Origin of the sequence: Kluyvera genomosp. 2 (assembly GCF_036759865.1) — a bacterium.
GTDB classification, from domain to species: Bacteria; Pseudomonadota; Gammaproteobacteria; order Enterobacterales; family Enterobacteriaceae; genus Kluyvera; species Kluyvera ascorbata_B.
This window is the reverse complement of sequence record NZ_JAPKIA010000005.1, coordinates 169617-193275: the sequence shown is the minus strand read 5'-3', so window position 1 is coordinate 193275 and position 23659 is coordinate 169617. Positions and strand designations below refer to the sequence as shown.

Genomic DNA, 23659 nt, shown 5'->3' with positions numbered 1-23659 from the left:
TGTTTTCAGCCCAGATTCCGTTTTTCAGGAGTAATTATGAGCAACAACAAAAAAACGCAGGCAGCCTACGCTAAGCCATCTCGTGCTGACATTGTTCGCTCAGTAGCAACATCTACGGCTGTTGAAACAGGGCAGTCCTCCGCGAAGATCGAAGCTTCACTTGAAGCCACGCGCAAAAAATTTGCTCATTTGCGTCTTGCGGTTTAATCCCTTCTTAATGCTTCTCGCACCCAGTGTTTCATCGGCTCATAGTCCATTGATACGCCAGCATGGATAGCCGAGATATACTGGGTTTTGTTTTGCTCCCAGCTTTGATAATCCAGCGGTTTGTACCCACCCTGAACGGCCATTACGTCGGCTAGCAGTCGCGACAGGCGTCCGTTTCCCTCTCTGAATGGATGGATAAGTATCAGCTCGACATGGGTGATGGCGATAGCGGTGATGAGTTGTTCTTCGTCCATGTCGCTACACGGTGTGTATTGAGCTAGATACTTAGTGTCGAATTCGTTCAGCAGTTTTGGCAACTGTGCCGAGGGGGCAAACATAAAGCCGCCTTTGCTGATATTCACAGCTCTTTCTTGTCCAGCCCACTCGTAGATGTTACCTAACCAGCGGCGATGCCAGCTTTTTAGCATGGCTACGCTGAGATGTCCTTCCGGGAACTGTTCTTCAAAAACAGACTGGTAGAGTTGTTCTAACAGGACAAGTTCCGCTTCATCCATCTCATTGGAAGCAGCGATACCCAGTTTATTAGCCAAAACCTGCTCGTCAGAGTCTTTCTCATACTGACCTTCGCTACTGGATACATGGTATCGGCTCATGGGGCTGCCCTGTGTTAATGGAGGGATGGAAAAACAAAGGGATTATAGCGCTGGATGAGTACAGCAAACAATATTCTTAAAATCAGATAGTTACAAAAGTGTAGGTTGAAATGTAGTTTTTATTCTCTGGTGGAAAATAATCTTTAATAATCAGCATTGACACACCAATGCATCATGGGGGTGTGGGCGTCGAGATTGTCGATTTTACTCATGGGGTGTTATCCAGATCCCTGATTAATAGTGTAAAGCGAACTTTTTCATTTTCGTTTTTGTCGCAAGGGGTGGCTATGATAACGGAGATAGCTATTTCAGGGAAAGCGGCGAAATCGAAAGTCGGGATCGCCGTTTAACGGGGATGCGCCCCTGGGCATATGTCCGGCGACGCGCCAAAACGGCGCGCCGCCGGATGGTGTTAGCCAAAGCGCGGAAGCAGGTTAAAAGTGCTGCCAAACCAGCACAGAATGACCGTCACACCAAACAGAATCACCACGGCAGGAATCGCTTTACCGCCCCAGACGGTAAATATTTTATCCGGAAAACGCTCGCGCGATTTCAGGGCGAGGAAGGCCGGGACGATGACTGCCCAGATTGTCGCGCACAGCCCGGCGCCGCCGATGGCGTAAATAAAGCCGTTGGGGAAAATCAGATACAGTGCGGCGGGCGGTAAAAAGGTCAGTAGCAGCGTTTTGAAGCGGCCGACGGGGGTGTTGTCCATTTTGAACAGGTCTGCCAGATAGTCAAACAGCCCCAGTGTGACGCCAAAGAACGAGCTGGCAACCGCCAGGTTAGAGAATATCAGCAGGAAGAATTCGATGACGCCGCGCTGATTGGTGCCTAAAAACGATTTCACCAGCGAGTCAACGTTGCCACCCGAGGCAATAATTTCCTTAAAGTTGCTGCGGTGGATATTGCCCATGGTGCAGTATAGCCAGAACAGATAAATCACCAGCGCCAGCAGCGAACCGAATACGATACTTTTGATTAGCTTATCTTTGCGCTTGCCGTAACAGATGATCAGGCTGGGAATGTTGCCATGGAAGCCAAACGAGGCAAGGCAAACCGGCACCGCCATGAGTATGTACGGGAAGTAGCTGCTATGGCCTTCCGGCGCGGCAATGTCCCGCAGAATGGAGTAGTCGACCTGGAAGAAAAACGAACCAAATACCACGATAAAGGCGATAATTTTGATGCCGAGGAAAAAAGAGGTAATGCGGCTGGCGGCGAGCGAGCTGAACCACAGTACTGCCGCGACAAAAATGGCGCTGCCGATGCCGACAATACGCGGGTTGACGTGCGTCCCGGCGTTGATGGCGATGGTTTCACTGATAATCGCGCCGTTGGCTGAAATATAGGCGTAGGTCAATATATACAGCACAAAGGCCACGGTAATACCGCTAAGCACATTCCATTTATTGCCAATCAGATCTTTCGTTATGGTATTAAAGCTTGAGCCAACGGGGTAATTAAGATTAGCTTCTAATAAAAGCAGGCCGGAATGAAGCATTGAAAACCAGGCAATAATTAAAATAAATGCGCCCCAAAAAAACCAGGCTCCGGCAAGGTCAACCGGTAAAGCAAACATTCCGCCGCCGATGACGGTGCCGGCAATGACCATAATTCCCCAGAATGAGGAATGTTTTGTATTTGAATCTTCGTCCATGGCTTTCCCTTGTTGATAACGTTTAAGTCAATGCTTTCGTCAGGAACAAACTATGACGCTAGGTAACAAGAACCCGAATGACCCGCTATCAGCAGGGCCATTCGGGTCAGTGGTTAATTAGACTTCTTTTAATTTTGCCGTAAAGTGACGCAGTACTTTCGGCTCGTAGGTGAAGGTTAAACCTTTAATATTGGCCGCATTCTCTTTAACGTGGCCGAACGCTTCGATAATAAAGTCCATATGCGTTTGGGTGTAGGTGGCGCGCGGAATAGTTAAGCGCAGCAGCTCAGCCGGACACGGCAGCTGTTTGCCGGTTTTCGGGTCGCGGCCCAGCAGGAAAGAGCCGATTTCGACGGCGCGAATCCCCGCCACTTTATACAGCTCGCAGGCCAGCGCCTGGGCCGGGAACTGCTCGGCCGGGATGTGCGGCAGCAGCTTGCCCGCATCGACAAACGCCGCGTGGCCGCCCGCCTGCTGGCAGGTCACGCCAATCGCCTCCAGACCGTCGACCAGGTACTGAATCTGCGCAATACGATAGGCCAGCCAGTCCTGATTCATACCGTCGTACAGGCCTACGGCCAGACGCTCCATCGCACCGCCTTCCAGACCGCCGTAAGTCGGGAAGCCTTCCTGTACGACGCAAAGGGTTCGGCATTCGGTATAAACATCGAAGAAGCTGTCGTCTTTAATACACAGCAGGCCGCCCATGGGCACCATGGCGTCTTTCTTCGCCGACATGGCCAGCATATCCGCATATTTGTACGTCTCGCGGGTAATCTCTTCAATGCTCCAGTCCTGATAGCCCGGCTCGCGCTGTTGAATAAAGTAGGCGTTTTCCGCAAAGCGCGCGGAGTCCATCACCACCGGAATATCGTATTTTTTAGCAATCGCGTACATTGCCTTGAGGTTTGCCAGTGAAACCGGCTGGCCGCCCGCAGAGTTACAGGTAATGGTGGCAACAATATACGGCACGTTATTCGGGCCAACGGTTTCAATGCCGTGCTCTAAGCCCTGAAGGTCAAAATCGCCTTTAAAATCATTACGTACGGCGGTGTCGAACGCTTCTTTGGTATACACGTTGCGTACGGTACAGCCGTTAATCTGGCTGTGGCCCTGGGTGGTGTCGAAGAAATAGTTGGAGAACGCCACCATTTTGCTGCGGTCGAGGCCTTTTTCCTGCTCGCGTTTTTTAATCAGTACCGGAATATAAATTTGCTCGGCGCCGCGCCCCTGGTGTGTGGGGATAGTGTGCTGGTAACCAAAAATCTCTTTTACCGCGTTGCATAACGCATAGTAGCTGCGGCTGCCGCTGTAGGCTTCATCGCCGCGTAACATTGCCGCCTGCATATTTTGCGTCACCGCACCGGTGCCGCTGTCGGTCAGCAGGTCAATAAAGACGTCTTCACTATCGAGCAGGAACGGGTTCATTCCAGCCTGAATAATGGCGTTGTCGCGGTGCTCACGGGTGGTGCGTTTTACCGGCTCAATAACGCGAATACGGAAAGGCTCTGGCAGATGTTTAAAGTTATTCATGGTGTTATCCTCAATTTTTTGGCAAGCGTATTCCGCTGACGTCGATAAAAATCAATACGTCATTTTTAACGTAATAAGCATGCCCGCTTCCGCTTTCTGTATTTTGGTTGCAATAAATACGGCGCGTATAATAACCGGCGCAACAATATTGCTGACCTTAATCAGAAATCATGAAATAGGTATAGGTATCCGAAACAGATAATGATAAATCTGTTGTCAGAAATATTTATCAGGAGGCGTGAGAGGCGTTAAGGACGGTGATTGACAATAATGCTGTCAATATTAAACCACTTTGACGTGTTATAGGTTAGCGTGCGGATGTTCATAATGTATGTTCTCCATTAGACACAGGCATACATTATTAGATTTAATATTTTTGTCTATTCCCAACCTATTCAATTGTGAATCTGGTCACGATTGATTCAGTAGATGAATCTAACGCCCGTCAGGGCGCCAGATAAACCTGCGGAACCGCCGCGTCCGGGTGCGTATTCATGCTGATATCCGCCCCGTACCAGCGATGGATGATCGACTGCTGGATGACCTCATGCGGCGTGCCTTGCGCCACCAGCTTACCCTGATGCAGTAAGAGAATGGTATCGGCCCACAGTGCGGCAAGGTTGAGGTCGTGAAGCACAACACAGACGTGCAGCTCGTTGCGACGGGTAAGTCTTTTTAGCAGCCGCAGCAAATGCTGTTGATAAAAGAGATCCAGCGCTGAGGTGGGCTCGTCGAGAAACAGCCAGCCCTTTGGCCCATCGCCGTGCCACAGCTGTGCCAGGCTGCGTGCCAGCTGAACGCGCTGCTGCTCGCCGCCGGAAAGCGCCGGGTAAGGGCGTCCCGCCAGATGAGTGCAGCCTGTTTCCGCCATGACGCGTTGAATGAGCGCGGGATCGTCCTGCGCCCCCCACGGTGCGCGCCCCATGGCGATGACCGTTTCAACCGGCCAGTTGGCGTTCAACTGAGTGCGTTGCAACATCACCGCGCGACGGCGGGAGAGGGCGGCAGCGGACCATTCGCTAAGCGGCTTGCCTTCTATGCGCTGTTCGCCGCTGTCGGCCGCTAAAAAACCGGTCAGCAGCCGCAGCAGAGTCGATTTTCCTGCGCCATTAGGGCCGATCAGCGCGGTGACTTCACCGGGCCGCAGCGTGAGTGAAACGCTATCAATCACCCGCCGTTTCCCCAGGCGTAGCGACAGCGCGCGGGCAATATAGTGTTTATCCATGAGCGGATCTCTCCTGGCGGAATATCAACCATAGGAACCACGGCGCGCCAAGCAGGCTGGTGAGTAGCCCCACCGGCATTTCGGCGGGCGCGGCGACGGTGCGGGCCAGCGTATCGGCAATCAGCAGCAGGATAGCGCCCGCCAGCAGCGAGCCTGGCACCAGACCGCGGTGATCTGGCCCCAGCCACATACGCATCAGGTGCGGAACCACCAGACCGATAAATCCAATCACGCCGCTGATGGCGACCGAGGCGGCGACCAGCACGGCGCTGCACAGCAGCATCAGACGCTGCACCATGCGGACGTTAACGCCGAGGTAGTGGGCCTCTTCATCACCCAATTGCAGCAGGTTGAGGCGCGAGGCCATCCACCACACCGCGAGGGATGACGGAATAATCAGCGTCGCGGCGACCAGCAGCGTCGGCCACTCGGCCTGCCCGAGGCTGCCCATTCCCCAGAGTGAAAGCTGGCGCAGCTGCGTGTCGTTGCTGATCCACGACAGCATGCCAACCAGCGCGCCGCATAGCGCGTTGATGGCAATGCCAACCAACAGTAGCCGGGAGAGCGAACCGCCGCCGGTTTTACTGAGGATAAAAATCACCGCCATCACCGCCAGGCTGCCGATAAACGCTGCCAGCATCGGGGCATACAGCGCCACCAGCATCGGGACCGAAATCGGCAGAATCAGCCAGAAGGCAACCGCTAGCGCCGCGCCGCTGCTGATACCGAGTAACCCCGGGTCGGCTAACGGGTTGCGAAAGAGGCCCTGCATCACGCAGCCAGAGAGCGCCAGCGCGCTGCCCACTACCAGCGTCAGCAGCACCCGCGGCAGACGGATGGTGAGCCAGATATGACGCAGCACTTCATCGCCGGACGGCCACAGGCTGGTTAACGGCAGCCGCATGGCACCAAGCGTGGTAGCCAGCATCGTCAGGGCCAGCAATAGCAGTACCATGAGCCACAGCTGGCGGGAGACGGTGATGCGCATCAGGGCAGCTGCTCCGCTTTTTGCCGCAGCTGTTGCAGCGCCTGAGGCGTACGGGGGCCGAAGCCCAGCAGCGCCATGTCGTCAATCACCAGCACCTGCTGATGACGACCGGCGGGCGTTTGCGCCAGGCCCGGCAGCTTCCACAACGAGGCTTCGCCGCCCATGCCCTTCAGCCCATCGGCGGAAATCACCACCAGATCCGGACGGCTGGCAATCACCCCCTCCTGCGACATCGTGCGATAGTGGTCAAAGCCCTGCATGGCGTTTTGCAAACCGGCGAGTTTTATCGCTCCGTCTGCGGCCGTTTGCTGGCCGGCGACCAGCGCCCCGGAACCTCCGTGGCTGAGGATGAATAGCACCCGTTTGTTCAGCGCCTGAGGCGAGATTTTTGCCATCTGCTCATCGAGCGTTTTACGCAGCGCCTCGCCCTGCGGCCGTTTGTCGAGCGCGTCGGCGATAACGCTGATTTTGCGTTCCATCGCCGCGGTGTCGTAGCCGCCAGGCACGTTAACCACCTTCACCTTGCTGCCTTCTACCTTTTGCAGTACCAGCGACGGCTGCGCCTGGCTGCTTGCCAGAACTAATGTCGGGCGCAGCGAGAGAATACCTTCCGCGTTGAGCTGGCGTAGGTATCCTACGTCCGGCAGCGATTGTGCTGCCGTGGGCCAGGTGCTGGTGCTGTCGCGCGCCACCAACTGAGGCTGTGCATCCAGCGCATAGACGATTTCCGTGACGTCGCCGCCGAGGGTGATAATGCGCTCGGCGGCGTTGGCGAACAGCGGCAGGGCCGCCAGCAGAATCACTAGCCGTTTCATACGGTCTGGCCTTCCGCGGTCAGACTGTCGACCTGCGCGCGCCACTGTGCCTGTTCCGGATGACCTTCGCTGCGCTGGCCGTACAGTTGAGCAATCTGTGTGCCGTCTTTAGCAAACAGCTCCACGCTGGTGACGTGGCCGTCGACGGTCGGTTTACGTGTCACCCAGATTTCGTCAATCGTTTCTTCGCGCAGATGCAGCGTAAACGTACGGTTGAAGATGTTGATCCAGCCACGCATTGGCGTCAGCTTTTCCAGCGTGCCGGTGAAGATCTGTACACAGCCGCGGTTGCCGACGAAGATCATAAATTCGTTGCCGTCCTGTTGAAGGGTCTCCAGCAGGCGGGGCAGTGCATCCGTATCAATACGGCAGGCGAGATCGTCACTTACCAGGCGGAAGGCCTGCTGGCGCGAGAGGTTGTATTTGCGCAGCAGCACGAAGAACTGATGAACGTCGGTCATCGCGCGCCACGCTTTTTCCAGCGCCGCGCCGTCGGCTGTGTCGGCGTAGCGGGCGCTTTCCGCAGGGCGGATAGCCAGCGGCGTTGGGGTATTCTGGGTATGCTCGGCAATCAGCGCCTGCCAGGCTGTGTGGGCCGTGGCATCGGTGGTGTAAACCTTCAGTACGGCATCACCGTGCGGATCGAAGAACTGGATGCTCTCTCGTCCCGCCTCGTTGAGGTAAAACGCGCTGGCCCATTGGCTCAGGAACAGACGCAGATCGAGCGCGCGCGGGTTCAGCACCAGGCCCGCGTGGCCGTCGAGATGCTGGTGGGTAAAGGCTCCCACCTGCTCGTGGACCGCATACTCATTACGGCAGATGCATTTTGTTTCGCCGACGCTCTCCAGCGCGGCGAGGAGCGCGCGGGCGTTATCGTGCAGGCGTACGGCGTCGTGGCCGACACGGGCTGCGGTTAGCTCGGCTTCGCTGATACCCATTTCCGCGGCGATGTCGCGGGCGTATTTGGCGGTGCCGTTGGCTTTCACGGCCTGATAGCGCTGCCACAGTTCGGCGGGTGTGTTTTGCATGGCTCTCTTCCTTATAATTTCCCCGGCCAGCGGCCGGGGTGCAGGTTTAGGGTATGTTGTTATCAGAAGTCGACGTTAATGCCCAGCTGCCAGGTGCGGCCCGGCATGACCGCCAGCGACTTATCGTTGGCATCCTGGTTTGTTGACGTTTCAATATTGCGGCTGCTCAGATAGTCCCAGTATTTCCGGTCGGTCAGGTTATACACGCCACCGTTGATACGGACGTTCTTCGCCACGCGCCAGTAGGCCGTCCAGTCGAGCATGCCGTAACCCGGTACGCGCATGTATTGGCTGGTGGAATCGGTGATTGCGCTGCCGGTATTGGTATAGGTTTCGCGGTTGGTGGCAGTCGCACGCTTACCCTTCACAAAGGTGGCGGTCAGGGCGGTGCCGTAGCGTTTCGCCGGGTCATCCCACGCGACGCCAACGATGGCCTTCATTGGCGCTACGCTGTCGAGATCAACGTACTTATCGCCGTAGTAGCTGGACTTCGATTTCCCTTCGCTGTAGCCGTAGGCCAGCGTTGCGCTCAGCCCGTCGACCTGTTCAAACCAGGTGCCGAAGTTGAACTTCGTGCTGATCTCCCCGCCGTAGATATAGGCTTTATCGCGGTTTTCCGCCTGATAAATGGTGTAAATGTTTGACGGTACGTTAGTGAACTGACTCGGGTTATTCGAGCGGGTGTAGCGGGTGTAGGCAATAAAGTTTTTATAGCTGTTGTAGAACAGGGCGGTACGCAGGGTGATCCCTTCAGTGACTTCGCCCTTCATTCCCCATTCGAGGTTGTCGCTGGTCTCGGTTTTCAGATCGGTATTGCCGATCAGCGCATACTGGCCGCGGCCCGCATAGCTGGAACCGAGATTCCATGAACCGTACAACTGGCTGGTGTTCGGGAATTCCGCGCCGCGTTTGTACTGCAGGTAGGTCATCATGCGCGGCGTGATGTCGTACTGGAAGGTCAGCGACGGCAGCGCCTGGGTATCCGCATTTTTCCCGTACAGCGTGGCAACCGAGGATTCGGTCAGCACCGTGCTGTTGGTGGTCAGGCTGGAGAGATTCTCCGGCTTGGTTGACTGATGCACGACGCGAATGCCGGGGATCACCGCAAAGTTGTGACTGTCGAGATCGAAGTTGATCTGATCCTGTAAGAAACCGGCGATCGTGTAATCGCGGCTGTCCGCTTCCGGCTGCATGATCTCACTGTAGACGCTCGGGATCGGCGACTGGCTGAACGGACGCTGAGTTTTCGTGGTGCTGGCATTGAAGCCCGCGCTCAGGTCATGGCGGCCAAGGGTTTTCGCCAGCGCCGTCTGCATACCCCAGGTATCGGTGTCGTAGTTGGAGTACACCGTCTCCATCGTTCCGCTGCTGCTGTCTGGCATCCAGGTGCGGTCATGTGCCTCGGTGTGCTGGTAGTACACTTTGGTTGAGACGCTGTCGATAACGTCATTCATCGGCGTCCAGTCGTCTTTGAGGCTCAGGCCCCAGCGGCGGGTCTGGCTGGTCTGCTGCGCATCGCCGATAGTTTTGCTGCCGCTGTCGTTCCACACATCGTAATGGGTGTGATTCGTTTTATGGTAGTAGTCGAGGGTACCGGTCAGCTTGTGTTCATCGTTCGGTTGCCAGATCCCGGAAGTCATAAAGGCGTCGGAGTGCCAGTTTGCCGGATAAGCATCAACACGGGTGCTGTTGGTGGTTGTCTGCTGGCCGTCACGACGGCTGTAGACGAAAATCCCGCGCAGGGTATCGTCGCCGCCTGCGGCGGTCAGGCCGTTGTGCCAGCTGCGGTCCGAAGAGTCATACTCACTGCGGTAGCTGAAGGCGCTGGTTTTGCCGGGATGCAGGTAGTCATCTGCCGATTTTGGCTTGAAGGAGACGTTACCGCCGATGGACGTGTTGGCGGTTTCGGTGTCGGTTGCGCCGGACTGAATATCCACGCTGCCGTACATATACGGATCGATGTAGTCACGACCGATGCCAAAAGTATTCAGCCCGGCGCGGCTGACATAGCTGCGTCCGGTTGCGTTCGGTTGGGCGATACCGTCAACATCGATGCCGACGCGGTTGCTCTCCAGACCGCGGATGTTATAACCCGTGTAGCCGCCGCGGTCGAAACCGCTCTTGCCGTTACCTGAACCGCCGCTGGCGCCGGTTGCGCCGATCAGCGGTTCGTAACGCATGATAGAACCAAAATCGTTGGCCCCTTTATCCTGCAGCTCCTGCGCGCTGACCGCATGTTGGCTACCCGGTTTGAGAAGCGGCGCGGGCGCGGTAACGGTCATCTGTTCCGCGCTATCTACGGCGGCGGTTTTATCCTGTGTTTCAGCCGCGCCCGCGGACGTCTGATAGAGTGCTGCGAGCAATGAGGTCACCAGTAGGCTTTTCTTGTGCCACGCCTCTGATTGAATAGATTTGTACATAGTTGCCATGCCTTCATCGTTATTAGTATTGGCTCACGCGACGCTCCCAGCGTCGGCTTTTCCTTAAGCGTTATGACGTTGTCCCATTTTTATCAACGCGAATAGTAATGATAGGTATTATCATTTGCAATAATGTTTGCAAATAATTCTGTCTCTATGCAACAATTTATTTACACTTTAAGCTTTAATCTTTTGTGAGAACGTTATGACGCAGAAAGCCGCCATTACGATTACCTACTGCTCTCAGTGCAACTGGATGCTGCGCGCCAGTTGGATGGCGCAGGAGTTGCTGCACACCTTCAGTACCGATATCGCCGCCGTTACGCTGGTGCCGGGAACCGGCGGAATTTTTACGATTACCGTGAACGAGATGCTGGTGTGGGATCGCAAGCGGGACGAGGGCTTCCCGGATGCCGCCGAGCTTAAGCGCCGGGTACGCGACGTCTGCTTCCCGGAGAAACCGCTGGGCCACGTGGACAAGCACGACGGATAAAGCGGCTGCCAACGCATCACTAAATGTGTATTATTAATGCATCTTTAATGGTGAGGAAAGGACTATGCCAGGCAATCGCATTCGTCGTGAAAAACAGACCATCAGCAGCATGATTACGCTGTATCAGCGCCGCTGCCCGCAGGCGCTGGATGACGCCGGGCACTATCAGGCGCTCAACGATTATGCCGATAAGCGGCTGGATAAGTGCGTGTTCGGCGAGGAGAAACCGGCTTGTAAACAGTGTCCGGTGCACTGCTATCAGCCGGCCAAGCGTGAAGAGATGAAGCAGATTATGCGCTGGGCCGGGCCGCGCATGCTCTGGCGCCATCCGATCCTCACGATTCTTCATCTGCTTGATGACCGGCGTCCGGTGCCCGAACTGCCGGAGAAATACCGGCCGAAAAAATAGCCCTCACAGGGTGCGGCAGTGACGGCGATACTCCGTCGGCGATCGCGCCGTGTGCTTGCGAAAAATCCGGCAGAAATAGTTGCTGTCCTCAAAGCCGCAGTGGTGGGCAATCTCTTTAATTTTCAGTTCATACCCGCGCAGTAATTTCTTCGCCAGCTCCAGACGTACGGCGGTGAGGTATTCATTAAAACCAACGGTGCTGGATTTCTGGAACAGGTGCGACAGGTAGTTTGGCGTAATGTGGAACTTCCGCGCGACGGTTTCACGGCTGAGTGCTTCGGCGGCGTGTTCGTCGATGTACTCCTGAATCGCCAGAAACAGCTCTTTGCTTTTACTGACCGTATCGGCCAGATGCGTAAGCTGATCGATACAGTGGCTCAGCAGCCCGCTGAGGACAATCTGTGCTGTTGGCATCACCGGCCGAATGGCCAACTCGTTTAACGCCAGTAGCAGGTACGACCCCACTCGCGGGCCTAGCCTGGCGACGTGCTGTTTGCGAATCTCAACGAATTTTTTGCCGTCGAAGCGTTGCAGGCTAAAGCCCAGCTTCTGCTTACTGAACAGAACGCTCAGCGTGGTGGCAGGGCCGTGCCACTGCGGGGCATTCCAGCGATTGCCTGGTATATACAGTGCCTGCATCGGGCCAAGCGGTTCCTGTAGGCAGCCGTCTACCAGTTCACCGTCCAATACGATCTCCAGCCGCGGGAATGATACGCTCATGGCCAGCTCCGGTGCGGGCTGCAACGTTTGCGGAAAACGCACGACCAGTTCACCCTGGCGGGCAAGCAGCTGCTCCAGCACGGGGACGAGGGATTGCTCTGACATGCTCATGTCCTGGTTATTATTCTGGATTTTGAATCTCATCACACTTTATTTTGCTGTACACAAAAATCCAGCGTTGTGTAGCTATCTCATACAGAATGCCGACCGCTCGTGCAGTAACTTTTCATACATGTTGTGAAATGGTTAACAAAAGAGAGGCGAGATGGACAAGCAAGCGGCATTCTGGCTGGACGCACTGGGCGCCAACGGCGAACTGTCGGCCACGATGAAACATGAGCTGGATACCCAGGGCTATACGATTGTGCACGGCGTGGCGGATGCCGACTGGCTACATGCGATGCGCGAGCGTATTGATTATCTGGTGGAGCTGGAAGGCGAGAACCTGGCGGTGGAACACCATCAGGAAGAGACGGCGACGCGCGTGGCGAATCTGATTAACAAGGGCGTGGTTTGGGAAAAGGTCTGGTCGCATCCGCTGATTCTGTCAGCGTGTCGCTATATCTTTGACGGAGGATTTAAAGTGTCCAGCCTCAACGCCCGTGAGGCGCTGTATAACGGCGGTCATCAGCCGCTGCATGCCGACTGGAAAAAACCGCGTCCCGACTTCCCGAAGGTGCATCTGGTGAATACTATCTGGGCGATTGATGACCTGTACGCCGCCAACGGCGCGCCGCGTATCATCCCCGCTACGCACCTGCGCCCGGAGCTGCCGGAAGATGTATTGAAAGACGTAGGAGCACCGCATCCGGATGAGGTGATTTTTGCTGCGCCAGCGGGCAGCGTGATGATTTACAACGCCCACGCGTGGCACGGTGGCACCACGAACCGCGAAGGCTCGCGCCGCCGCGTGCTGCACGGGCTGTATATCGACCGGGCGGATACCGCGCAGCAGGATCAGCGCCGCTGGTTAACGCCGGAAACGGCGAGCCGGTTGACCCCGGCGCAGAAGTGGCTGTTGGATGTGGAATAACGCCATGCATTAGCGTTTTTTATAGGCCCGATAAGCGTAGCGCCATCGGGCAATTTGTTGTGCCGTGCCGGATGGCGGCGTAAACGCCGTATCCGGCCTCCAGGTTTTGTGCAGGGCTAGCCCCCCATCACCACCTGATACCCCGCCTGTTCCACCCTCGCCCGAATTGGCGCAATCTCGTCGGCCTGCGGCGCTTTTATCCCCGCCATTGCCCACTCACGCGCCAGCAGGGAATACTTCGGCTCGCCGTACTGATGGAACGGCAGAAGATGCACTTCCTCAACCGGTAGCGGTGCCAGAAACGCCAGAATCTGTGCGACGTTATCGGTGCTGAGGGTGTAACCGGGGATCAGCGGCAGCCGTGGAATCACCTTAATACCTTCCGCGACCAGCAGGCGAAAGTTCTCCAGCACCCGCGGCTGGTTCATGCTCAGCACCTGGCGCGCCTGCGCGCAGTCCATGATTTTGAGATCAAACAGCACTTCATCGCAGGCCTGTGCCAGCGGCAGCAGGCGGCGAGGGGAGGTATCGCCCGCAGTTTCAATGGCGGTGCGAATACCCCACTGTTTGAGGCGCTGCAAAAAGCGGGTGGCGAACTCGGCCTGCATCAGCACTTCGCCGCCGGAGAGTGTCACCCCGCCGCCGGACGCGCGGAAGAACACCTCATCTTTGAGCACTTCCCGTTCGAGAGACTCCAGCGTCACGTCGCGGCCAATATGCTCCCACGCGCCCGACGGACATTCGTCGGCATCCTGCAAACAGGTGGCGCAGTGCAGACACTTGCTTTCCCGGCGGACGGTCTCAATTTTTGGCGACATCGACTCCGGGTTGGCGCACCACGGGCAGGTATGTGGGCAGCCTTTGAAGAACACCACGGTGCGGATGCCCTGACCATCGTTTAACGAATAGCGCTGGATATTGAAAATGCGCGCCGTGTCGGCGCGCGTCTCAATCACCTCACAGCTGATGCGCGGTGCGGCGGATAATGTCATCCTGAATCTCCTTCGACAGCTCAACAAAGAAGGCGCTGTAGCCCGCGACGCGCACCACCAGACCGGCGAAATCCTGCGGTCGTTGCTGGGCTTCGCGCAGGGTCTCGGCGTTTACCACGTTGAACTGAATATGCTGGAGCTTGAGCTTGGTAAAGGCGTGCAGGAAATCCGCCAGCTTGTTGAGCCCGCTTTCCCCTTCCAGCGTCGCCGGGGTGAACTTAACGTTCAGCAGCGTACCGTTTGAAAGCAGATAGTTATCCAGCTTGCTCACCGACTTCAGCACCGCCGTGGGTCCCTGACCGTCCTGGCCGACCATTGGTGACAGCCCGCCGTCCGCCAACTGTTCGCCGGCCAGACGACCATCTGGCGTCGCGCCGACGACCGAACCAAGCGGCACGTGCGCGGAAACGGTATAAGATCCAGGGGTAAACTGACCGCCGCGCGGGTTACGGTATTTTTCGACCTCTTTACAGTAAAAACGCAGCAAATCGGCGCTGATGTTATCAACATCATCGATGTCGTTACCGTACTTCTCAAAGCGGTTAATCAGCCGCGCGCGGACTTTTTCCCCCTCCGGCGTGGCGAAGTTGGCCTTCAGCACCGTCAGCAGCTCATCGAAGCTCATGCGCTGCTGATCGAACACCATGCCTTTCAACGCATGCAGCGAGTCGCTCAGATTGGCGATACCGATGCCCTGCACGCCGGAGAAGTTATAGCGCGCGCCGCCGTCGGTAATGTCTTTGCCGTTGGCGATACAGTCTTCAACAAACGAAGAGAGCAGCGGCACCGGCGCCCAGTCGCGGTGGCCGATATCGCAAATATTGCTCCCTTCCACCATCAGCTTGATGTAGTGGCGAATTTTATCGCGAATGCTGGCCAGCAGGCCGTCGTAGGTAAGGTGCTCATCGCCTTCGTGCTCCAGCATAACGATCTCCATGACCTTCAGCAGGTTGAACATCGCGATGTCGTGCAAACCGTAGGTGCGACCAGGAATCGATAGCTCGACGCAGCCCACCACCGCGTAGTCGCGGGCATCTTCCAGCGACACGCCACGGTTGAGGAACGCGGGCACCACGACCTCATCGTTGAAGATTTGCGGAATGCCGGTGCCGAGGCGCACGGTTTCGGCGGTTTTGCGCAGGAACGGGCGGTCGATCAGTTCGTTGACCCGCACGCCGAGGTTCGGCTGCGGCAGACGCACGTTCTGGTAGGCATCCAGGCAGGTAAAGGAGAGGATATTCACCGCGCTGCGGCCGTTTTCGGTCAGGCCGCCGAGCAGGGCGGTGTAGCCAGTCGGGAAACCGGCGAAATAGCGGGCGCTGCTGGTGGATCGCAGCAGTACGATGTCGTTGCATTTCACCCACAATGACTCCAACTGCTCCTGCATGAACGCCGGGTCCTCGCCGTGGTTCAGCGATGCCTGCCAGAACGGCAGCATGTACTGGTCAAAGCGGCCGAGCGAGATGGAGCTGGCGTTCGACTCATACTGCAAAATGATGTTCATGTACCAGAACAGCTGGCAGGCCTGCCAGAAGTTTTCCGGCTTCTGCCCGGCGTTATGGCGCGAGACGCTAGCAATGGTCTCCAGTTCCTGACGACGCTGCGGGTCAGGGCAACGGCTCGCCATCTCATCGGCCAGCGCGGCGTAGCGCAGGATGTGGCGCTGGGAGGCTTCCAGCAGAATCAGCACCGCCTGGTAAAAGGCGTTATCCGGCTGTTCGCGCAGATGGGCGTGCATCTCATTAACCAGCGCGTCCAGGCCGTTATTCAGCAGGCGCGGATAGTCGATGATGATATGGCCCTGGCCTTTGTCGGTCTGGTTGACGCTGAATATCTGCGTGCTGACGGCAGCTTTCACTTCGTCGGTCATCTGCGCGTTGATGAAGTCCTTCATCGAGCGCTTTTCCCAGTACGGGAACAGCTCGTCGCGGTACAGGCGCTTGTCGTCGTCGCTGATATTAAAACGGTCCTGCGGGCGGGTTGGGAACTGGTCCAGCTCTTTTAGCAGCCAGTACGGGTCCATCTCCGGCGACATAATCCCGGCGCGCGGTTTGATGGTGCGGTTGCCGGCAATCAGTTCATCGTCGCGAATGCTGATGGCGACGTTATCAAGAATATGAGCGGTGGCTTTGGCGCGGCGAATGATGACCGGCTCGCCGTCGGTCTGACGGTGACTTTCAGTGTAGAGGACGGCGCGCTCAAGGGAGATTTCGCGCGGGTTGGCAAAGAGGGCGTCTTTCAGGCGCTGGATACGATTAGTCATTTTGCGGGCTCCTCGGGAGATTAACCTGACATTCCTTATGGCTTCTACGTTAGGCAAATACGGGGCGGGGAGACAGAAGAGAATGAGGTGATTTACTGGATTATTGTGATCGAAAGGGAAAAATGAGATCTCAATTTTGTCTGGGTGGTAAACCAGATTGCCGGATGGCGGCTTCGCCTTATCCGGCCTACAGGTCCGTGCCGTTTTTGGGTTTGTAGGCCAGATAAGCGCAGCGCCGTCAGGCGCGACTAATGCAGCGAAGCAACCCAATTCATCGCCAGCTCCGGCCATGCGGCGGCGGGCAGGCCTTTGGTTCCGCGAATGCCAAACCCGTGTTTACCTTCGGCAAACAGATGCAACTCCGTCGGCACGATATGCGCGCGCAGGGCGTTGAACATCACCAGCGAATTTTCGACCGGTACTGACGGGTCATCCACCGCGTGCATCAGGAAGGTTGGCGGTGTTTGAGCGGTGATATTCAGCTCAGGAGAGTAGCGCTTAATCTGCTCGGCGGATGGCGTGTCGCCAATTAATGCGGTGCGTGAACCGGGGTGAGCAATGGCTTTATCCATCGAAATAACCGGGTAGCCGAGCACCACAAAATCAGGACGTGCGCTCTGTTTATCGACATCGTCGAGCGGCGAGTAAACCGCTTCGTCGTAGCGCGTCTCAAGGCTTGCCGCCACGTGCCCGCCCGCAGAGAAGCCCATCACGCCGATTTTTTGCGGGTTAATATGCCACTTTGTGGCATTAGCGCGCACGGTGCGCAGCGCTCGCTGGGCGTCAGCCAGTGGCGCATTGGCCCCTTCGGCATGACCGTCGGCGGGCATGCGGTAGGTCATCACAAACAGCGTGTAGCCTTTGGCGTTAAACGGCGCGGCTAAATCGCTGCCTTCTTTATCCAGCACCACCCGCTGATAGGAGCCCCCCGGCGTCACCAGCAGCGCCACGCCGTTCGGATGTGCCGGAGCGTAGACGGTGATTTGTGGCGCGCGGATACCGGTCACGGCGCGATCCGGCAGTTTGGGATCTTTGCTACGTTCCACCAGCGCGTAGGTTACCGGGCTGTTTTTAGCCCCCGGCGCTTCGCCATTGGGCCAGACGGAAAGGACAGGCAGGGCGGCAAAAGCCGCCTGCGCGGAAAATGCCAGAACAAGAGCAGCAGACAGAGGTAAGCGCATCGTAAACGTCTCCACGGGGAAAACGCTTATTTATCATCCATTAAATTGTGAGAACGGGAATGCATTCACAAAATGGTGTTTCATAAATAGAGAAACAAGAAGGTGTGAGGTGGGTGTTATTCCCGGCGTCGCGTAGCCCAACTGAGCAGCGCGACGCCGGGGAAAACTTACGCGCGGGTGGCGATAAGAATCGCGGAAGCCTTAATCAGCGCAATAGCGCGGCTGCCTTTCGCCAGCTTCATCTCGCTCTGACTTTCGTTGGTGATGACCGCAACAATCTCAAAGCCTGCGTCGGTTTTGATATGCACGGTCGCGTTTACCGCGCCTTCGGTGACCTGGGTCACTTCACCGGCAAACTGGTTGCGTGCAGAGAACTTCAGACCGCAGTCTTCGGTTGCCAGCGTTACCCACGGGGCTTTAATCAGGGCAATGGCTTCCTTCCCATTGACCAGGCCCAGCGCTTCTTTGCTGCTGTGGGTGACGATAGCCACCAGCTTTGCGCCGCCCGGCAGGGTCAGTTCGATTTCGTCGTTGACCGCGCCGGTTGAGACTGCGCTGATGGTGCCTGTTAATTGGTTACGTGCTGAAACTGCCATACGATACTGCCTCCATTCACTCGTTATCGAATCAGAGGTCAGTATAGCCACAGTTTTTACATTAACGAATCTTTATCAATACCCAGACGTTTCATTCTTGAGAGCAATGTGGTGCGCTTAAGCCCCAAACGCTGCGCCGCGCCTTTCGCCCCGGCGACCACGCCGTTCGTCTCTTTCAGCACCCGAACGATCAGCTGATATTCGTCTTCGCCTTCTTTCGGCGCTTCGGCGGCCGGAACGGGCTCCGCGTTATCTGAGGCAAACGCCAGCTCCGGCATGGACAGCTGCAGCACGCTGCCGCGCGTCAGCAGCACCGCGCGTTCAATCACGTTTTCCAGCTCGCGCACGTTGCCTGGCCATTCCATCTGGCTAAGGATGCGCAGCGTTTCCGCCGGAATACTGTCGATATTGCGGCCCAGCCGACGGGCGATTTTGAAGGTAAACGCCTTCACCAGTAGCGGAATGTCTTCCGGGCGTTCGCGCAGCGGTGGCAGGTGGATCGGGAACACATTAAGACGATAGTAAAGATCGCTACGGAACTCGCGATCGAGCACCATTTGCTTGAGATCGCGGTTGGTGGCGGCGATCAGGCGTACGTCGGTCTGGATCAGCTTATTGCTGCCCAGGCGTTCAAACTCCTGTTCTTGTAGTACGCGCAGCAGCTTAGGCTGTAGCTCCAGCGGCATATCGCCCACTTCGTCGAGGAACAGCGAGCTTTTATCCGCCAGCTCAAAGCGGCCGATTCGCTGGGTGCTGGCGCCGGTAAACGCGCCGCGCTCGTGGCCAAACAGGTCGCTTTCCAGCAGGCCGGCTGGCAATCGCGGCACAGTTCATTTTCACCATTCGGCGGGTGTTGCGGCCGCTGAGATTATGGATGGCGCGGGCGATCAGCTCTTTCCCTGTGCCGGTTTCCCCGAGGATCAGCACCGTGCTGTCGCTTGGGGCAACCATCTCAACCTGCTTAAGCACGTTGAACATCGCTTCGCTGCGGCCGATGATTTCGCCAAATTCGCCGTCGACGTTGTTCAGCTGTTCGGTCAACGCCAGGTTTTCATCCACCAGGCGCTCTTTCAGACGGTGGATTTCCTGATAGGCGAGGGCGTTATCAACGGCGATGGAGACGCGCTCCGCTATCTGCTTGAGCAGCTTCAGGTTGGCGGCACAAAAGACCTTTTCGTCGCACTGGGCAAGCTTAAGCACGCCGAGCATTTTGTCGCCCGACATCAGCGGCAGCAGGCACAGCGTCTGGATTTTGTCGTCCCACATTTCAAACAGATGGCGCTCGTACGGCGCCAGCTTATCGCGCTCGTCGAGGTTGAGCTTGAGCATCTCCTTGCTCTTAAATACCTGCTCCGTCAGCGTGCCGGATTCGTTAACTTCGCTTTGATCGTGCACCGGATCGTTAACGTCGATGTAGTGCGTCGAATAGATATTCAGTTTGCCTTTGCGGTTGCCGCGCAGCACCACGCTAATGGCGTCAATATTGAAGTAGTAGTGGATCTCTTTGGCGACCGCGCTGACTAACTCATCCATATCCAGACGCGATAGCACGGCGTTGGTGATAGCCACCAGAATACGGAAGTTATCGCGCTCGCGGCACAGCAGATCGTAATCAACGTTGTTGGTGACCCGGCTTTGGATCTGCTCGGTGACCACGGCGACGATCTGCGTAAAGGTATGCAGACGCTGGTACTCTTTTTCCGTCCACGGGCTATCGTCTTTACGGATAAACTCGCAGCCGCCGAAAATGCGCCCTTCCGCCGCCAGCGGCAGCAGGCAGTAGTGACCGAAAGGCGAATACAGCTCGCTGGCGGCCAGCTGTGGCCAGGCTTCGTTGAACTCGCTGTAGCTGCAGTGCAGCGCGTCGGGGCGCGAGAGCAGACGTCTGACCGGGCCGTTGGCCAGGATATTATCGTCCTCGTAGGCCAGCGGTTGGCCCGCGCCGCGCGAGGTATGATAGCCCGCACGCAGGTTGCCCGGCTGGAGCAGGATAATTGCTGCGCTGTCGGCCAGCGCCGCCTGTTTAGCCAGATGCGCCAGCGTTTCGCTTAGCGCAGCCAGATCCGGCTGTTGAAGAAGAGTCCGGGTAATATCGAACAGCCCTTGCTGCCCGAGATCGCCCATCGGTGTATACGACATGTAACTTGCCCATAAATGCACCGCGTTGGGTGCGATAAATAATAATAATAATAAAATGCTGACCTTGAGCGGCCGGTTAACAAATTCGCGGCAGCGGTTCGGCGTGGGGGAGATCCAGCGTGCGCTTCACGCCGTAGAGCCCGGCCACGCGAACGCCTCGACGTTCGGTCACTTCGCCGATGATGGCGGCATCCGCGCCCAGTGGGTGCGCGCGCAGTGCGGCGAGTACCGTATCGGCGGCCTCCCGGCTGACGCCGATAACCAGTTTACCTTCATTAGCAAAGTTAAGCGCGTCCAGCCCCAATAATTCGCACACGCCGCGTACGGCATCTTTTAACGGCAGGTATTGTTCCTGGATTTCAACGCCGTAGCCGCAGGTCGCGGCAAACTCGTGGGCGACCGCATTGACCCCGCCGCGAGTGGCATCACGCAGCGCTTTGACGCCGTCGATGGGCCGCAGGCTTTGAATCAGCGGCGTTAATACCGCGCAGTCGCTTTGCAGTTCACCGTCGAGGCCGAGCTGTTCACGCAGGTTGAGAATGGTCGCACCGTGATCGCCTAGCGTACCGCTGACGATGAGCACGTCACCTGGCGTCAGCGTTGCCGCGCCCCAGTGGATATCCGCCGGAATGGCGCCCATTCCGGCGGTGTTGATAAAAAGCTTGTCCGCCGCGCCGCGACCGACCACTTTGGTGTCGCCGGTGACGATGGCGATTTCCGCCGCTTGGGCGGTCGCCGCCATGCTGTTGACCACGGCCTCCAGCGTCTCCATCGCTAGCCCTTCCTCAATAATAAAACCGCAGGAAAGATAGCGCGGTACCGCACCGCTGACCGCCACGTCGTTCGCCGTGCCGCAGACCGCCAGCTTGCCGATATTGCCTCCGGGGAAGAACAGGGGGTCTATCACGTAGCTGTCGGTAGAAAAGGCCAGACGGTCACCGTGGGCGGTCAGAGAAGCCAGCGACAGACGCGCCTGGTCCTCCTGCTCCGCCAGCCAGGGGTTGGCGAACGCCTTCATAAACAGACTGTCGATCAGCTGCTGCATCGCCAGGCCGCCGCTGCCGTGGGCTAACTGGATTGTCTTCATGCTTCGGACTCCTGACTGCGATATTGATACCAGGCGGCACACGCCCCTTCGGATGACACCATCAGCGCGCCGAACGCGCTCTGTGGGTTACAGGTGGCACCGAACAGCGGGCATTGATGCGGCTTACAGCGGCCGGTCAATACGTCGCCACAGCGGGCGCGCGGGTCGTCGCAGACGCGCTGCGGCTGTGGCTTAAAGTGGGCTTCGGCGTCGAAGCGCTGATAGTCGGGCGTCAGCTGCACGCCAGAGTCGTTAATTAACCCCAGGCCGCGCCATTCGCTGTCGCCTTTCACGGCAAACACGGCAGCAATGGCCTCTTGCGCAAGCCGATTACCGTCGTCCGGCACCACGCGGCGATACTGATTTTCCACGCAAGGCGCTTCGGCAATCTTCTGCTCCACCAGCATGTTCACCCCCTGGAGCAGATCGACCGGTTCAAACCCGGCGACCACCAGCGGGCGATGGTAGTCGCTGGCGATAAAACCGTAGGCGTGAGTGCCTATCACCATGCTGACGTGGCCCGGTGCGAGAAAAGCATCGATGCCGTTGTCCGGCTGATCGAGCAGGCTGCGCAGGGTTGGAATCAGCGTAATGTGCTGACAGAAAAAGAAGAAGTTACCCACGTTCTGCGCTTTGGCCTGCTGGAGGGTAATTGCCGTTGTCGGCATGGTGGTTTCAAAACCGAGGCCGAAAAACACCACTTTACGATCCGGATTGTGCTGCGCCAGTTTGAGGGCGTCCATTGGCGAATACACGATGCGGATATCCGCGCCGCGTGATTTCGCCTGCATCAGCGATCCGTTTTTCCCCGGCACGCGCATGGCATCGCCGAAGGTACAGAAAATGACGTCGGGGTGGCTGGCAATCTCGATGCAGGCGTCAATTCGCCCCATAGGCAGCACGCATACCGGGCAGCCTGGTCCGTGAATAAATTCGATATTCTCTGGCAGGAGTTGGTCGAGACCGAATTTAAAAATCGCGTGCGTGTGGCCGCCGCACACTTCCATAATACGCAGCGGGCGTTCGGCGGTGTAGGCCAGACGCTGTGCCCGGTTTTTCAGGTGGGCGATGAGCTGCATCACCTGTTCCGGCGCACGGTACTCATCAACAAAGCGCATTACCGTTCCTCGCCAAAGAGCAGGGCGCCGACGTCCGGCTCGACTTCAAACATGTTTTCCAGCGCCGCGAGGGTATCGCGAGCCTCGTCTTCGTTAATAATGCTCATAGCAAAGCCTACGTGCACCAGTACCCACTGACCGATACGCGGCTGGCCGTGTTCATCGGTTGCGCCGACCAGCGTCAGGTCGACATCACGCTTGATACCACAAACGTCAACCTTCGCCTGCACGCCGTCAATGGCGGCAATTTGTCCTGGAATGCCTATGCACATCGCTGCGCCTCCAGCCAGTTTAACCAGGTCTCCATGCCTTCACCGCTGGTAGCGGAGAGCAGGATGATTTCAATATTCGGGTTCACTTCACGCGCGCAGGCGAGGCACTTCTCAACGTCGAAATTGAGGTACGGCAGCAGGTCAACTTTGTTGAGCAGCATGACCGACGCGGCGGCAAACATATGCGGGTACTTGAGGGGCTTGTCTTCACCTTCGGTGACCGACAGCACGGCGACTTTGTGGCGTTCGCCTAAATCAAAGCTCGCCGGGCAAACCAGGTTGCCGACGTTTTCGATAAACAGAATCCCGTTGCTCTCGAGCGGCAGGCGCGGGGCGGCATCGGCAATCATCTGCGCATCAAGGTGACAGCCTTTACCGGTGTTGACCTGAATGGCCGGCGTACCGGTTGCGCGAATGCGCGCGGCATCGTTAACCGTTTGCTGGTCGCCTTCGATGACGGCGCAGGAGACGCGGCCTTTCAGGCGCATCAGGGTTTCGGTGAGCAGGGTGGTTTTACCGGAGCCCGGGCTGGAAACCAGATTCAGCACCAGCTGTTCGCGGGCGGCAAAACGCGCGCGGTTACGTGCGGCAATCTGATTGTTTTTATCCAGCACGTCAATTTCCACTTCCAGCATCCGGCGCTGGCTCATGCCCGGCGCGTGGGTGCCCGCCTCTCCGTGGCCATAGTGCAGGTCGCCGTTGTCCGCGGCCTGCGGCTGAAATTCTTGTGTTCTGACGCCGGTAATCGACAGAGCCGGACGGCCTGCCGGTGCGAAGGGGGCGCTGCGGAACAGCGAATGCGGGTTACGTTCATCGCCCTCTATATAGAGGTTGCCTTCAGCACAACCACAGGTGCTACACATACA

General features: G+C 57.3%; 22 protein-coding genes and 1 pseudogene. 4 read left to right on the top strand and 19 right to left on the bottom strand.

The window, feature by feature from the left end; all coding sequences use genetic code 11:
- The first annotated feature begins 36 nt into the window (after nucleotides 1–36).
- Complete coding sequence (locus V6942_RS07195; RefSeq protein WP_168733709.1) at nucleotides 37–207, top strand: hypothetical protein; 171 nt, start codon at nucleotides 37–39, stop codon at nucleotides 205–207.
- Here the strand turns inward: V6942_RS07195 and V6942_RS07190 are convergent.
- From V6942_RS07190 to V6942_RS07155, 9 genes are all read right to left on the bottom strand, one after another.
- Nucleotides 204–821 (bottom strand): Fic/DOC family protein, encoded by a 618-nt coding sequence (locus tag V6942_RS07190; RefSeq protein WP_136374375.1) that lies wholly within the window; start codon nucleotides 819–821, stop codon nucleotides 204–206. The genes V6942_RS07195 and V6942_RS07190 overlap by 4 nt on opposite strands.
- Nucleotides 822–1233: 412 nt before the next feature.
- Nucleotides 1234–2481 (bottom strand): low affinity tryptophan permease TnaB, encoded by a 1248-nt coding sequence (gene tnaB, locus V6942_RS07185; RefSeq protein WP_182934445.1) that lies wholly within the window; start codon nucleotides 2479–2481, stop codon nucleotides 1234–1236.
- A gap of 117 nt (nucleotides 2482–2598) precedes the next feature.
- Nucleotides 2599–4014 carry a tryptophanase gene (gene tnaA, locus V6942_RS07180; RefSeq protein WP_106928216.1) on the bottom strand — a complete coding sequence of 472 codons (1416 nt, stop codon included), beginning with the start codon at nucleotides 4012–4014 and terminating at the stop codon, nucleotides 2599–2601.
- Between the two features lie 248 nt (nucleotides 4015–4262).
- A complete protein-coding gene (gene tnaC / locus V6942_RS23415) occupies nucleotides 4263–4340 on the bottom strand; it encodes a tryptophanase leader peptide (protein WP_106928434.1) in 78 nt (25 codons plus the stop codon).
- A 119-nt stretch (nucleotides 4341–4459) separates the two neighbouring features.
- Complete coding sequence (locus V6942_RS07175; RefSeq protein ID WP_333501038.1) at nucleotides 4460–5239, bottom strand: heme ABC transporter ATP-binding protein; 780 nt, start codon at nucleotides 5237–5239, stop codon at nucleotides 4460–4462.
- The gene (locus V6942_RS07170; protein ID WP_333501037.1) at nucleotides 5232–6227 is read right to left on the bottom strand and encodes an iron ABC transporter permease; all 996 of its coding nucleotides are present in this window, start codon (nucleotides 6225–6227) and stop codon (nucleotides 5232–5234) included. Before V6942_RS07170 ends, V6942_RS07175 begins: the two co-directional genes overlap by 8 nt.
- A complete protein-coding gene (locus V6942_RS07165; protein WP_106928222.1) occupies nucleotides 6227–7042 on the bottom strand; it encodes a heme/hemin ABC transporter substrate-binding protein in 816 nt (271 codons plus the stop codon). Before V6942_RS07165 ends, V6942_RS07170 begins: the two co-directional genes overlap by 1 nt.
- Complete coding sequence (locus V6942_RS07160; protein ID WP_333501036.1) at nucleotides 7039–8070, bottom strand: hemin-degrading factor; 1032 nt, start codon at nucleotides 8068–8070, stop codon at nucleotides 7039–7041. Before V6942_RS07160 ends, V6942_RS07165 begins: the two co-directional genes overlap by 4 nt.
- 62 nt (nucleotides 8071–8132) lie before the next feature.
- The gene (locus tag V6942_RS07155) at nucleotides 8133–10490 is read right to left on the bottom strand and encodes a TonB-dependent receptor domain-containing protein (protein ID WP_106928226.1); all 2358 of its coding nucleotides are present in this window, start codon (nucleotides 10488–10490) and stop codon (nucleotides 8133–8135) included.
- Between the two features lie 205 nt (nucleotides 10491–10695).
- Between V6942_RS07155 and V6942_RS07150 the strand changes: the two genes are divergently transcribed.
- Together V6942_RS07150 and V6942_RS07145 are read left to right on the top strand one after the other, a co-directional pair.
- Nucleotides 10696–10983, top strand: coding sequence for a SelT/SelW/SelH family protein (locus V6942_RS07150; RefSeq protein WP_106928228.1), 288 nt, complete (start codon nucleotides 10696–10698; stop codon nucleotides 10981–10983).
- Nucleotides 10984–11047: 64 nt separating this feature from the next.
- A complete protein-coding gene (locus tag V6942_RS07145; RefSeq protein WP_106928230.1) occupies nucleotides 11048–11392 on the top strand; it encodes a nitrous oxide-stimulated promoter family protein in 345 nt (114 codons plus the stop codon).
- Between the two features lie 3 nt (nucleotides 11393–11395).
- On the opposite strand, the gene V6942_RS07140 is transcribed toward V6942_RS07145, so the two are convergent.
- Nucleotides 11396–12217, bottom strand: coding sequence for an AraC family transcriptional regulator (locus V6942_RS07140; RefSeq protein WP_333501035.1), 822 nt, complete (start codon nucleotides 12215–12217; stop codon nucleotides 11396–11398).
- 160 nt (nucleotides 12218–12377) lie between these two features.
- On the opposite strand from V6942_RS07140, the gene V6942_RS07135 reads away from it, so the two are divergent.
- On the top strand, nucleotides 12378–13145 hold the full coding sequence (locus V6942_RS07135) for a phytanoyl-CoA dioxygenase family protein (protein WP_106928234.1): 768 nt from the start codon (nucleotides 12378–12380) through the stop codon (nucleotides 13143–13145).
- 116 nt (nucleotides 13146–13261) lie between these two features.
- On the opposite strand, the gene V6942_RS07130 is transcribed toward V6942_RS07135, so the two are convergent.
- The 9 genes and pseudogenes from V6942_RS07130 to hypB form a co-directional block, all read right to left on the bottom strand.
- Nucleotides 13262–14137, bottom strand: coding sequence for a [formate-C-acetyltransferase]-activating enzyme (locus V6942_RS07130; RefSeq protein WP_333501034.1), 876 nt, complete (start codon nucleotides 14135–14137; stop codon nucleotides 13262–13264).
- Entirely contained in the window at nucleotides 14103–16400 is a 2298-nt protein-coding gene (locus tag V6942_RS07125) for a formate C-acetyltransferase (protein WP_333501033.1), read from the bottom strand. Before V6942_RS07125 ends, V6942_RS07130 begins: the two co-directional genes overlap by 35 nt.
- 248 nt (nucleotides 16401–16648) lie before the next feature.
- Nucleotides 16649–17581, bottom strand: coding sequence for an alpha/beta hydrolase (locus V6942_RS07120; protein ID WP_333501032.1), 933 nt, complete (start codon nucleotides 17579–17581; stop codon nucleotides 16649–16651).
- 167 nt (nucleotides 17582–17748) lie between these two features.
- Entirely contained in the window at nucleotides 17749–18177 is a 429-nt protein-coding gene (locus V6942_RS07115; protein ID WP_106928242.1) for a TOBE domain-containing protein, read from the bottom strand.
- Nucleotides 18178–18233: 56 nt separating this feature from the next.
- Nucleotides 18234–20316: pseudogene (flhA, locus tag V6942_RS07110) on the bottom strand (formate hydrogenlyase transcriptional activator FlhA).
- Between the two features lie 76 nt (nucleotides 20317–20392).
- Entirely contained in the window at nucleotides 20393–21403 is a 1011-nt protein-coding gene (gene hypE / locus V6942_RS07105; RefSeq protein ID WP_106928246.1) for a hydrogenase expression/formation protein HypE, read from the bottom strand.
- Complete coding sequence (gene hypD, locus V6942_RS07100; protein WP_182930132.1) at nucleotides 21400–22521, bottom strand: hydrogenase formation protein HypD; 1122 nt, start codon at nucleotides 22519–22521, stop codon at nucleotides 21400–21402. Before hypD ends, hypE begins: the two co-directional genes overlap by 4 nt.
- Complete coding sequence (locus V6942_RS07095) at nucleotides 22521–22793, bottom strand: HypC/HybG/HupF family hydrogenase formation chaperone (protein ID WP_106928251.1); 273 nt, start codon at nucleotides 22791–22793, stop codon at nucleotides 22521–22523. Before V6942_RS07095 ends, hypD begins: the two co-directional genes overlap by 1 nt.
- A complete protein-coding gene (hypB, locus tag V6942_RS07090) occupies nucleotides 22784–23656 on the bottom strand; it encodes a hydrogenase nickel incorporation protein HypB (protein WP_333501031.1) in 873 nt (290 codons plus the stop codon). Before hypB ends, V6942_RS07095 begins: the two co-directional genes overlap by 10 nt.
- Between the last annotated feature and the right edge of the window lie 3 nt (nucleotides 23657–23659).

What these genes read in the sequence shown, in the direction of transcription:
- V6942_RS07130 (WP_333501034.1), bottom strand. Translation starts at nt 14,137, where the DNA reads ATGACATTATCCGCCGCACCGCGCATCAGCTGTGAGGTGATTGAGACG.
- V6942_RS07155 (WP_106928226.1), bottom strand. Translation starts at nt 10,490, where the DNA reads ATGTACAAATCTATTCAATCAGAGGCGTGGCACAAGAAAAGCCTACTG.
- V6942_RS07165 (WP_106928222.1), bottom strand. Translation starts at nt 7,042, where the DNA reads ATGAAACGGCTAGTGATTCTGCTGGCGGCCCTGCCGCTGTTCGCCAAC.
- V6942_RS07150 (WP_106928228.1), top strand. Translation starts at nt 10,696, where the DNA reads ATGACGCAGAAAGCCGCCATTACGATTACCTACTGCTCTCAGTGCAAC.
- V6942_RS07170 (WP_333501037.1), bottom strand. Translation starts at nt 6,227, where the DNA reads ATGCGCATCACCGTCTCCCGCCAGCTGTGGCTCATGGTACTGCTATTG.
- V6942_RS07135 (WP_106928234.1), top strand. Translation starts at nt 12,378, where the DNA reads ATGGACAAGCAAGCGGCATTCTGGCTGGACGCACTGGGCGCCAACGGC.
- V6942_RS07160 (WP_333501036.1), bottom strand. Translation starts at nt 8,070, where the DNA reads ATGCAAAACACACCCGCCGAACTGTGGCAGCGCTATCAGGCCGTGAAA.
- hypB (WP_333501031.1), bottom strand. Translation starts at nt 23,656, where the DNA reads ATGTGTAGCACCTGTGGTTGTGCTGAAGGCAACCTCTATATAGAGGGC.
- V6942_RS07115 (WP_106928242.1), bottom strand. Translation starts at nt 18,177, where the DNA reads ATGGCAGTTTCAGCACGTAACCAATTAACAGGCACCATCAGCGCAGTC.
- V6942_RS07125 (WP_333501033.1), bottom strand. Translation starts at nt 16,400, where the DNA reads ATGACTAATCGTATCCAGCGCCTGAAAGACGCCCTCTTTGCCAACCCG.
- V6942_RS07195 (WP_168733709.1), top strand. Translation starts at nt 37, where the DNA reads ATGAGCAACAACAAAAAAACGCAGGCAGCCTACGCTAAGCCATCTCGT.
- V6942_RS07120 (WP_333501032.1), bottom strand. Translation starts at nt 17,581, where the DNA reads ATGCGCTTACCTCTGTCTGCTGCTCTTGTTCTGGCATTTTCCGCGCAG.
- hypD (WP_182930132.1), bottom strand. Translation starts at nt 22,521, where the DNA reads ATGCGCTTTGTTGATGAGTACCGTGCGCCGGAACAGGTGATGCAGCTC.
- tnaB (WP_182934445.1), bottom strand. Translation starts at nt 2,481, where the DNA reads ATGGACGAAGATTCAAATACAAAACATTCCTCATTCTGGGGAATTATG.
- V6942_RS07095 (WP_106928251.1), bottom strand. Translation starts at nt 22,793, where the DNA reads ATGTGCATAGGCATTCCAGGACAAATTGCCGCCATTGACGGCGTGCAG.
- tnaC (WP_106928434.1), bottom strand. Translation starts at nt 4,340, where the DNA reads ATGAACATCCGCACGCTAACCTATAACACGTCAAAGTGGTTTAATATT.
- V6942_RS07175 (WP_333501038.1), bottom strand. Translation starts at nt 5,239, where the DNA reads ATGGATAAACACTATATTGCCCGCGCGCTGTCGCTACGCCTGGGGAAA.
- V6942_RS07190 (WP_136374375.1), bottom strand. Translation starts at nt 821, where the DNA reads ATGAGCCGATACCATGTATCCAGTAGCGAAGGTCAGTATGAGAAAGAC.
- V6942_RS07140 (WP_333501035.1), bottom strand. Translation starts at nt 12,217, where the DNA reads ATGTCAGAGCAATCCCTCGTCCCCGTGCTGGAGCAGCTGCTTGCCCGC.
- tnaA (WP_106928216.1), bottom strand. Translation starts at nt 4,014, where the DNA reads ATGAATAACTTTAAACATCTGCCAGAGCCTTTCCGTATTCGCGTTATT.
- hypE (WP_106928246.1), bottom strand. Translation starts at nt 21,403, where the DNA reads ATGAAGACAATCCAGTTAGCCCACGGCAGCGGCGGCCTGGCGATGCAG.
- V6942_RS07145 (WP_106928230.1), top strand. Translation starts at nt 11,048, where the DNA reads ATGCCAGGCAATCGCATTCGTCGTGAAAAACAGACCATCAGCAGCATG.